We start from the raw sequence: 9476 nt of genomic DNA, 5'->3' as shown, positions 1-9476 counted from the left end.
ATCTCCGCCTTTTTGCACATGCTCGCTGCCGGGATGTTGCCCAAGGCCACCGGCCAGCATCGATGGGGCTTGTGATAGCCACGTACTTCGATACCGTTGTGGCTGGGTACCTGCTCTTCGAAGGTACGGAAGTAACCGAGCAGGGCCGACGGCCGAACTCGTGTTGAACGCGGCGCCGCCGAGCGGGCCTTCTTGCATGATGTCAAAGGCGCTGACGATGCGGCTCGGCTTGCCGAAATCCTGCTCCCAGGGCTGCTCGAAACCGGGGATGCGCAGGTTGGAGACGGAGAAACCGACCAGGCCGGCCTTGGGCTTGGCACCGCGTCCGGTCGCGCCCTCGTCGCGGATCTCGCCACCGGAGCCAGTAGCGGCTCCGGGGAAGGGGGAGATGGCGGTCGGGTGGTTGTGGGTCTCGACCTTCATCAGGATGTCGACGCGCTCCTGGTGATACTGATACTCACCCTTGCTGCTCGGGAAGAAGCGGCCACCCTGGCTCCCTTCCATCACGGCGGCGTTGTCTTTGTAGGCAGACAGCACATAGTCCGGGGTCTGCTCGAAGGTGTTCTTGATCATCTTGAACAGCGACTTGGGCTGGCGCTCGCCATCTATGGTCCAGTCGGCGTTGAAGATCTTGTGACGACAGTGCTCGGAGTTCGCCTGGGCAAACATGTAGAGCTCGATGTCGTTGGGGTTGCGACCAAGCTTGGTGAAGTTCTCCACCAGATAGTCGATCTCATCCTCGGCCAGGGCCAGGCCGAGCGCCATGTTGGCCTCAGCCAGGGCGGCGCGGCCACCACCCAGTACGTCCACCTGAGTGAAGGGACGCGGTGCCTGATGGGCAAAGAGGGCACTCGCCTGTTCAGGGGCGCTGAACACCGTCTCCATCATGCGGTCATGGAGCAGGGCGGTGATATCGGCGCGCTGGGCAGCATCAAACTCGCCTTCCACATAGTAGGCAATACCACGCTCCAACCGCTTGACCTGAGTCAGGCCGCAGTTGTGGGCGATGTCGCTTGCTTTGGAAGACCAGGGGGAGATAGTGCCGGGACGGGGTGTGACGAGGAAGAGTTGGCCGCTGGGGGCGTGTTCGGGGATAGTCGGGCCGTAGCGCAGCAACCGTCCCAGTGTCGTTCGCTCAGCATCCGTGAGCGGGGCCGACAACTCGGCAAAATGCACATATTCGGCATAGATACTGCTTATCTCGAGTCCTCTGTGCGCGAAGCTTTGCAGCAACTTGTTGATACGAAACTCAGACAGTGCAGGCGCACCTCGCAAGATTTCCATATGACCTTTCTCACCAAGTTTTAATGTGTGGGGGGATTTGAGACGCGCGTATTATAGGGATCCCTCCCCTGCCGGACAAACGTTTTTATCCACGGCGCCGGTGTGACTCGCCTCGGACTCTCTGGTATAAAGGAGCCTCTTTTTTGACAAATGCCGAATTTTTCAACAAGGGTACTCGCCTACTTGCGCCACATTGTTCGACTATTTCTCGCCGTGATCATGACGCTGCTCCTCGCCAGCTGTGACTTTCACACCCCCTCCAGCCAGCTGGAGCAGATCCGTCAGCGAGGCGAGATCCGGGTCGGCACCCTATATGGACCCACCTCCTATTACCAGAGAGACGACACCGCATTCGGCTACGATTACGAGCTGGCTCAATCTTTTGCCGACTGGCTCGGCGTCAAACTGACCATCATTCCAGTCAACACCAGTGCTGAACTGGTCGGGCTGCTTGAGGGTGGCAAACTGGACCTCGTTGCCGCCGCCATCGTCGTCACCCCTGAACGTCGCGCCCAATTTCGTTTCGGCCCCGGTTTCTACCAGGTCTCTCCCAAGCTGGTCTATCGCAATGGTTCCCGGCGCCCGCGCAGCCTGGATGACATAGACGGCAAGCTGGTGGTAGCCAAGGGATCCAGTGGCGAAGATCTACTCAAGGCATTTCACAAGACCCACCCCAAGCTCAGCTGGCAAGCCGACCCCAAGTCGGATACCGACGATCTGCTCAAGATGCTGGCTGAGGGGAAAATTGACTACACCATAGTGCCAAATACCGTATTGGCCCGCACCCAGCGCTACTACCCCGAGCTTGCCGAGGCACTCACCCTCTCCGATAGCCAGACCGTGGCCTGGGTCATGAACCGGCTGCCCGATGACAGCCTCTATGCCGGTGTCATCGACTTCTTCGGCCAACGCTTCATGGATGGCGCCATTGCCAAGCTCGACGAGAAGTATTTTGGCCATGTGCAGAACTTCGATTTTGTCGATACCCGCACCTTCCTGCGCCGGGCCAAGGAGCTGCTGCCCAAGTATCAGGAGCTGTTCAAGCAACATGCCCTGGAGATTGACTGGCGCCTGCTGGCCGCCATCAGTTATCAGGAGTCCCACTGGGATCCTGATGCCCGCTCCTATACCGGGGTGCGCGGTATGATGATGCTGACCGAAAACACCGCCAAGGCCATGGGAGTCAAGGACAGAACCCATCCCGAGGAGAGCATCGAGGGGGGCGCCCGCTACCTCAAGCTGATGATCGACAAGGTACCGGACTCGGTACCCGACGACGAGAAGGTGTGGTTTGCCCTCACCGCCTACAACATCGGCTATGGCCATATGATGGATGCCAGGCGGCTCACCAAGCAGTTGGGCAAGGATCCCGACAGCTGGGGAGACGTCAAGGAAGTGCTGCCGCTGCTGCAACAGGCCCGCTGGCACAGCAAGGTACGTTACGGCTATGCCCGCGGCGGCGAGGCGCGCAACTACGTCAACAACGTGCGCCAGTACTACCAGAGCCTGCTTTGGCTCGACAACGAACAGCAGAAGGCCCAACGACGTGAGGAGCTGGATGAGGATGACAGTGAACCCGCCAGCGACGAGGCATCCCACCCCAGCCCCATCGCCGAGGTAGTGAGCCGGATCACGGGTGCCGAACAAGGCTGAATCAAGCGTCTGTCTAAGCCCGTGCAAGCCTGCTATCATCCTGTCACATCGGAGCCTATCCGAAATTGTTTTTGTCCCTCACACCCCCCAGGTCGAGATAGCAGACAGCACTTTCAGATGGGCTCCACCCTTAAGTTCCAATGATGTCACCTGACGGCCACCGGCCTGTCATGCCATTAAGGAGGAGACCAAGATGCAAAAACGTAGAAAGATCCGTCTGGTCAAAGCGACAAAGAGCGGCTGGAGCCCCAGACGCAAACTCAAGCTCAATGACACCAAACGCAAGATCTGGCGCCGCAACCGCTCCTACACCCTGCTCATCGCAGAGTGAGTCAGCCAAACCGGACCAAGAATAAAGGCGCCATCAGGCGCCTTTATTCTTTGCTAGCCGTGTTCGCAGGCTTACCACCAGCCGAGCAGATTACGCCCCGCCAGCGCGCCCCACACCACGACATTCAACGCCAGCGCGAGGAAAACGGCAGCTGAGCCCAAGTCCTTGGCTCGCCCAGAGAGCTCATGATGCTCAGAGCCTATCCGGTCCACCACCGCCTCTACTGCCGAGTTGAGCACCTCAACAATCACCACCAGCCAGCTCACCGCGATCAGCAACAGTATCTGGTTGAGATCACCCCCGACCCAGAAGGCAAGCGGCATCAACAGCAGGATCAATACCAGCTCCTGGCGGAAGGCGGCCTCGTTGAGCCAGGCCGATTTCAGCCCCTTCATGCTATAGCCGGTTGCATTGATGATACGGGTCAGACCGGTCGCGCCAGGTTTTGCCACAAAAACTACCTCGGGTAGGGATGAAATGGCCTCACATCCTATCAGAGCCGCTCAAGGTTTCAATCGACAGGGTTTTGCTTTATTTTATCTCTTTGCTTTTTTCGCCGCCTGTGGCTATGCCACCCACTCGAGACTTGAGTTTGTATGTCCATTCACACCGATGAATTGCGCACCCGACGCCTGGAGTCCCTCATCACCCCGAGCGAACTCGCCAGCGCCTTCCCCATTACTGATGCGATCGCCCAGAACCTGCTCAATGCCCGCCGCGACGTCGAGGCCATACTGGCCGGGAACGACCAGCGCCTGCTAGTGGTGGTGGGTCCCTGCTCCATCCACGATCCCATCGCCGCCTTGGAATATGCCACCCGGCTCAATGCCCTGCGCGACCAATACCAAGAAACACTGTGCATAGTGATGCGCACCTACTTCGAAAAGCCGCGCACCATTGTCGGCTGGAAGGGGCTCATCAACGATCCGCGCCTGGACGGCAGCTTCGACGTCAATGAAGGACTCAAGCTGGCGCGCAAGCTGCTGGCAGACATCAACGCCCTGGGCCTGCCCACCGCCACCGAGTTCCTCGATATGGTGACCGGTCAGTATATCGCCGACCTGATCACCTGGGGCGCCATTGGCGCGCGCACCACCGAATCCCAGGTACACCGCGAGATGGCCTCCGCCCTCTCCTGCCCGGTTGGCTTCAAGAACGGCACCGACGGCAACACGCGCATCGCCATCGATGCGGTGCGCGCAGCCCGCCACAGCCACATCTTCTACTCGCCGGATAAAGACGGCAAGATGACCATCTATCGCACCGCGGGCAACCCCTATGGTCATGTGATCCTACGTGGCGGCCACAGGCCCAACTACGACACCGCCAGCGTGGATGAAGCCTGCGAGGCCCTGGCCAAGGTCAATCTGCCCGAGCGGCTGGTCGTGGATTTCAGCCATGGCAACAGCATGAAGGATCATCGTCGCCAGCTGCTGGTGGCGCAGGATATCTGCGATCAGCTGCGCCGTGGCCGCACTGGCATCGCCGGCATCATGGCCGAAAGTTTCCTGGTGGAAGGACGTCAGGACGTAGAGAACGGTTGCGCGGCCACCTTCGGCCAGAGCATCACCGATGCCTGCCTCTCCTGGGATGACACCGAAACCCTGCTGGCCATGCTGGCCGAGGCGGCCCAGGTGCGGATCAGCAAGGCAAACCTGCGCTAACGGCCGCGCCAGGCGCGATGGGTTGTCACGCAAAGGGGCAGGTGTCACGGACACCTGCCCCTTTCTCTTGCGCGACCGGCGGCCCGCTACATACTCGGCATAAACCAGACTCGGCCGGCCGCCTCGATGCGATCGGTCTTGATCTGGAACACTTGCTCCAGCAGCGCCTCATCGATGAGTTCGACGCCCCCTTCACACACCATGGCCCCCCCTTGCAGGCAGAGCAGGCGATCGGCCCAGTCGATGGCCAGATTGATGTCATGAATGGCCATCACCACCAGCAATCCCTGTCGACTGACCGACTTGAGCAGGCGCAGCAGCGCCAGCTGATGGTGCAAGTCCAGCCCAGCCAAGGGTTCATCGAGCAACAGCAGCCGCCCCTCGGGATTGAGTCCTGGCCAGACCTGCAACAGGGTACGGGCAATCAATACCCGCTGCTGCTCTCCCCCCGAAAGCTGGCTAAAATCCCGTGCCAGCAGGCTATCGAGCTCCAGGGCCAGGCAGAGAGCTGTCATAGCCTCCCGGGCAGCCCGACTGACGGCGCCAGACGCCCCCAGACCCAGTGCCAACACCGAGAACACCGGGGTGTGAAACAGATGGGGCTGGCGTTGGGGCAGCATGGCCCGGCGTCTTGCCAGATCATGCAGGTTCAATGAAGCCAGATCCTCCCCTGCCAGGGTGATGCTGCCTGCAGCGGGGAGCAGACCGGCCAGAGCGCCGAGCAGCGTCGATTTCCCGCTGCCATTGGGGCCGAGCAGGGCCACCAGCTGGCCGCCCTGCCAATCGAGGCAGAGCGGTGCCAATCGGCCCGTCAGGCTCAGTTGCCGGGCGCAGAGCAGCGCCTTGTCATCAACGGGGTTGGTCATGGGATTGCCTGAGCAGAAGGTAGATGAAGAGGGGGGCGCCGACCGAGGCGGTCACCACTCCGATGGGCAGCTCCCCAGCCGCCAGCAGAGTCCGGGCACTGAGATCCGCCCCCAGCAGCAAGGCGCCGCCCCCCAGGGCAGAGGCTGGCAGCAAGAAACGCTGATCGCTCACCCCGCACAGACGCAGCAGATGGGGCACCACCAGACCGACAAAGCCGATGACGCCGCACAATGCCACGGCGAGTCCGGTCAGCAGGCAGACTGCCAACACCAGGCGTACGCGCAGCCGATGCACATCCAGCCCCATCAGGCGGGCCTGGGTCTCCCCCAGCAACAGCTGCTGCAGCGCCCGGCCCTGACCAATCAGCCAGAGCAGGGTCAATGGCATCAATAGCCACCACCAACCGAGCTGCTGACTGCCATAGGCCAGGCTGCCCATCATCCAGAACATGAACTCGCGCACTGAACCATCGTCGGCGAAATACATCAGCCAGGTCATCACGGCGTTGGTGAGTATGCCGATCGCCACCCCAAGCAGGAGCAGGCGAGCGTGCCCCAGGTGGGCTCGCCGGGCAGCCAGCAGCAGCAGGATAGTCACCAGCAGGGCGCCGCCGAAGGCTGCCAGGGAGAGGGCCCAGCCCGGCAGCGCCATGTCGGCGCCCTTGGCCAGCGCCATGGCGACCATGGCGGCAAGTCCAGCCCCGCTTGATACCCCAAGCAGACCGGGCTCGGCCACCGGATTGTGCAGCATGACCTGCAACACGGCGCCGCCACAGGCCAGGGAGGCTCCTGCCAGCAGGGCAAGCAGGGCGCGGGGCAACCGCAGTTCCAGCAAAATTTGCTGTTCCAGCGCCCCCAGCGGCTGCCAAGGCAACACCATGAAGGCACCGACGCAGAGCGACAGTAGAAACAGCAACAGGGTCAGGCAGAGCAGGCCAAGCAGCAGGCCCCGCTGCCAGCGGCGCTGGCGGGCGATCAAGGTGGTAAACAAGGCGTATCCCGGGCAGAAGTCTGTGGACCAAAACCGAGGGGATCGATAAGGCCCCTCATCATGGCCGCCATGATAGCAAGGCAGAGGGCCATGTGGTCAAGAACCCGCTAAGGGGTCTTGGCATCCGCGCCAGGCTCGGGAGAGTAGCGTTGCACCAGTTGGGCCAGCTCAGCGGGGCTTGTACCTTTCGGCCAACCGGCCAATCTCGCCGCTTGCCACCATCTCGCTCAAGGCCGCCTCCAGCTTGCCCTTGAGCGGCTGGGCCCTTGAGTGCTTGCTCATGCCCAGATAAAGGGTGACCGGTTTATCCGGGCGATAGCGCGTCTTGATGAGGCCCGCCGGGTTGGCGCGGCTCAGGGCGTAATCAACCTGGCAATCCGTGCCAATCATCAGCGGCAGGTGTCCCCGCGAGACCATGCCAAGCAGCTGCTCTTCGGTGGCCACCCCGTGCTTTTCCAGGGCTCTGTCGCCATCGAAAGGGCTGAAGTAGACCGACTTGAGCACATAGCCCACCTCGTGGTGGGCCAAGTCCCCGTAGCGGCGGATCTGGGCGGCGAGCAGCGGCTCGGCATAGAACGCGGGCCGACACTGATAATAAGCCGGTTGCAGATAATCGATAAAGACGGTGCGCTCCGGGGTCTTGGCCAGCCCTATCATGAGATCGACCTGGCCAGTCTGCATCCGGTGCAAGGCGCGTCCCCAGGGGAACCGCTCGACCTTGATGGGCACATCGATGTGGCGCGCCAAGGCCGCCAGAATATCCACATCCAGTCCCTCGAAACTGCCATCGCTCTTGAGTATTCGAAACGGGGGCCAGACGTCAGTCGCGACCGTCAACATGGCGGGTGCCCCCTGACCGTCCGGTAACCCTTGCGCCTCCTGCGCCAGGCTGGCCCATATCAGGACAACAGATAGCCAGCTCCACTTGAACATTCCCTGCTTTCCTCGTTGAGATGGTTCGCTAAAAATACCTTAGAAGAGGGCTTTATGGATATGACTCGGCTGAGATATAACAGGCGCCATTGCGCGATGGAGCCACTCAGGCATGGCATATTCGTCAGCGCAAAAACGCCAGTATGCAACCAACCCCTTATGCCAAGGAGCCATTCATGAACCCTATTCTGGCCAGCATCGGACTGTTAATCTGCAGCAATGTCTTCATGACCTTCGCCTGGTATGCCCACCTCAAGGAGATGAACCACAAGCCCTGGATCATCGCCGCCCTGGTGAGCTGGGGCATCGCCCTGCTTGAATACCTGTTTCAGGTACCCGCCAACCGCATCGGCCACACGGTACTCAATGTGGGCCAACTCAAGATCTTGCAGGAGGTGATCACCCTCACCATCTTCGTGCCTTTCTCGGTCTTCTATCTCAAGGAGGATCTCAAGTGGGACTACCTCTGGGCCGGGCTCTGCATCATGGGGGCGGTCTTTTTTGTGTTTCGCGAGAAACTCATGAGTTGATAACCGGATACAATCTGTTTGATTACACACATCATTGACGGCTAAGCGAGACGAGTCATGGATCTGCACGAGATGCTGAAGCTATTGGCGAGCCAGGATGGCTCCGACCTCTACCTCTCCACCGGCGCGCCCCCCAGCGCCAAGTTTCAGGGGGTGTTGCGCACCCTCAGCGAGGCCCCTCTCGCCCCGGGCGAGGTGGCCGCCATCGCCGCCGACATCATGGATCTTGAGCAGAAGCAGCAGTTCGACAAGGAGCTGGAGATGAACCTTGCCATCTCCCTGCCCCAGATTGGCCGCTTTCGCGTCAACATCTTCAAGCAGCGCAACGAGGTCTCGCTGGTCGCGCGCAACATCAAAACCGAGATCCCCCGCTTCGAGGACCTCAAGCTGCCCCCTGTGCTGCTCGAGACCATCATGGAAAAACGGGGTCTGGTGCTCTTCGTCGGCGGCACCGGCTCGGGCAAATCCACCTCGCTGGCGGCGCTGATCGACCATCGCAATCGCAACAGCGGCGGCCACATCATCACCATCGAGGATCCGGTGGAATATGTGCACCGCCACCGCAAAAGCATCATCAACCAGCGCGAAGTGGGTGTGGATACCCGCAGCTTCCATGCGGCCCTGAAAAATACCCTGCGTCAGGCTCCGGACGTGATCCTCATTGGCGAGATCCGTGACCGTGAGACCATGGAGCATGCCCTGGCCTTCTCGGAGACCGGCCACCTGGCCATCTCCACCCTGCACGCCAACAACGCCAACCAGGCGCTGGATCGCATCATCAACTTCTTCCCCGAGGAGCGCCGCCCGCAACTGCTCAACGACTTGGGCAACAACCTCAAGGCCTTCGTCTCCCAGCGCCTGGTGAAAACCACTGATGGCGGACGCCGGGCGGCGGTGGAGATCATGCTCGGTACCCACACCATTCGCGACATGATCAAGCGCGGCGAGTTTGGCGGCCTCAAGGAGGTAATGGAGAAATCCCGGACCCTTGGCATGGTCACCTTCGACGAGGCGCTGTTCGATCTGGTGGTGGAAGGGGTAATAGGCGAAGAGGAGGCGGTCAAGAATGCGGATTCGCAAACGAACCTGCGCCTCAAGATAAAGTTGTGGCGTGACAAGGGCCAGATTGCCAACAGCAGCGACGCCAGCGGTTGGAGCCTGGAGCCCGGCAAAGATGACAAGGACGAGCTGGACTGGACCTGACACAGACGCCATCCCATCAAA

9 protein-coding genes and 1 pseudogene are annotated in these 9476 nt (G+C 60.8%); 5 read left to right on the top strand and 5 right to left on the bottom strand.

Annotated elements, in window-relative coordinates; translation table 11 throughout:
- Nucleotides 1-1284 (bottom strand): annotated as a pseudogene (locus G113_RS05680) (phosphoribosylformylglycinamidine synthase); the annotation flags it as partial.
- Between the two features lie 150 nt (nucleotides 1285-1434).
- Between G113_RS05680 and mltF the strand changes: the two are divergent.
- Together mltF and G113_RS21470 are read left to right on the top strand one after the other, a co-directional pair.
- On the top strand, nucleotides 1435-2937 hold the full coding sequence (mltF, locus tag G113_RS05675) for a membrane-bound lytic murein transglycosylase MltF (protein ID WP_040318946.1): 1503 nt from the start codon (nucleotides 1435-1437) through the stop codon (nucleotides 2935-2937).
- A gap of 193 nt (nucleotides 2938-3130) precedes the next feature.
- The gene (locus tag G113_RS21470; protein ID WP_005895244.1) at nucleotides 3131-3268 is read left to right on the top strand and encodes a hypothetical protein; all 138 of its coding nucleotides are present in this window, start codon (nucleotides 3131-3133) and stop codon (nucleotides 3266-3268) included.
- A gap of 71 nt (nucleotides 3269-3339) precedes the next feature.
- On the opposite strand, the gene G113_RS05670 is transcribed toward G113_RS21470, so the two are convergent.
- Complete coding sequence (locus tag G113_RS05670; protein ID WP_005895241.1) at nucleotides 3340-3720, bottom strand: diacylglycerol kinase; 381 nt, start codon at nucleotides 3718-3720, stop codon at nucleotides 3340-3342.
- A 144-nt stretch (nucleotides 3721-3864) separates the two neighbouring features.
- Between G113_RS05670 and G113_RS05665 the strand changes: the two genes are divergently transcribed.
- Complete coding sequence (locus G113_RS05665) at nucleotides 3865-4932, top strand: 3-deoxy-7-phosphoheptulonate synthase (RefSeq protein ID WP_005895238.1); 1068 nt, start codon at nucleotides 3865-3867, stop codon at nucleotides 4930-4932.
- Nucleotides 4933-5018: 86 nt separating this feature from the next.
- Here G113_RS05665 and G113_RS05660 read toward each other — a convergent pair whose 3' ends face one another.
- The 3 genes from G113_RS05660 to G113_RS05650 form a co-directional block, all read right to left on the bottom strand.
- Entirely contained in the window at nucleotides 5019-5798 is a 780-nt protein-coding gene (locus G113_RS05660; protein ID WP_005895235.1) for an ATP-binding cassette domain-containing protein, read from the bottom strand.
- Nucleotides 5782-6789: a vitamin B12 ABC transporter permease BtuC gene (btuC, locus tag G113_RS05655; RefSeq protein WP_005895232.1), complete on the bottom strand. Its 1008-nt coding sequence runs from the start codon at nucleotides 6787-6789 to the stop codon at nucleotides 5782-5784. Before btuC ends, G113_RS05660 begins: the two co-directional genes overlap by 17 nt.
- A gap of 168 nt (nucleotides 6790-6957) precedes the next feature.
- Complete coding sequence (locus G113_RS05650; RefSeq protein WP_005895229.1) at nucleotides 6958-7722, bottom strand: substrate-binding periplasmic protein; 765 nt, start codon at nucleotides 7720-7722, stop codon at nucleotides 6958-6960.
- Nucleotides 7723-7898: 176 nt separating this feature from the next.
- On the opposite strand from G113_RS05650, the gene G113_RS05645 reads away from it, so the two are divergent.
- Both G113_RS05645 and tapW read left to right on the top strand, forming a co-directional pair.
- Nucleotides 7899-8252 carry a DMT family protein gene (locus G113_RS05645; RefSeq protein WP_005895227.1) on the top strand — a complete coding sequence of 118 codons (354 nt, stop codon included), beginning with the start codon at nucleotides 7899-7901 and terminating at the stop codon, nucleotides 8250-8252.
- Nucleotides 8253-8309: 57 nt separating this feature from the next.
- Nucleotides 8310-9455, top strand: coding sequence for a type IVa pilus ATPase TapW (tapW, locus tag G113_RS05640; RefSeq protein WP_005895225.1), 1146 nt, complete (start codon nucleotides 8310-8312; stop codon nucleotides 9453-9455).
- Nucleotides 9456-9476: the final 21 nt, after the last annotated feature.

This window comes from Aeromonas molluscorum 848, assembly GCF_000388115.1.
Lineage (GTDB): Bacteria > Pseudomonadota > Gammaproteobacteria > Enterobacterales > Aeromonadaceae > Aeromonas > Aeromonas molluscorum.
This window is presented reverse-complemented; position numbering and strand designations above follow the sequence as displayed.

Excerpts from the sequence above, each read along its gene's own strand:
- mltF (WP_040318946.1), top strand. The coding sequence starts at position 1,435 with ATGCCGAATTTTTCAACAAGGGTACTCGCCTACTTGCGCCACATTGTT.
- G113_RS21470 (WP_005895244.1), top strand. The coding sequence starts at position 3,131 with ATGCAAAAACGTAGAAAGATCCGTCTGGTCAAAGCGACAAAGAGCGGC.
- G113_RS05665 (WP_005895238.1), top strand. The coding sequence starts at position 3,865 with ATGTCCATTCACACCGATGAATTGCGCACCCGACGCCTGGAGTCCCTC.
- G113_RS05660 (WP_005895235.1), bottom strand. The coding sequence starts at position 5,798 with ATGACCAACCCCGTTGATGACAAGGCGCTGCTCTGCGCCCGGCAACTG.
- G113_RS05650 (WP_005895229.1), bottom strand. The coding sequence starts at position 7,722 with ATGTTCAAGTGGAGCTGGCTATCTGTTGTCCTGATATGGGCCAGCCTG.
- G113_RS05645 (WP_005895227.1), top strand. The coding sequence starts at position 7,899 with ATGAACCCTATTCTGGCCAGCATCGGACTGTTAATCTGCAGCAATGTC.
- tapW (WP_005895225.1), top strand. The coding sequence starts at position 8,310 with ATGGATCTGCACGAGATGCTGAAGCTATTGGCGAGCCAGGATGGCTCC.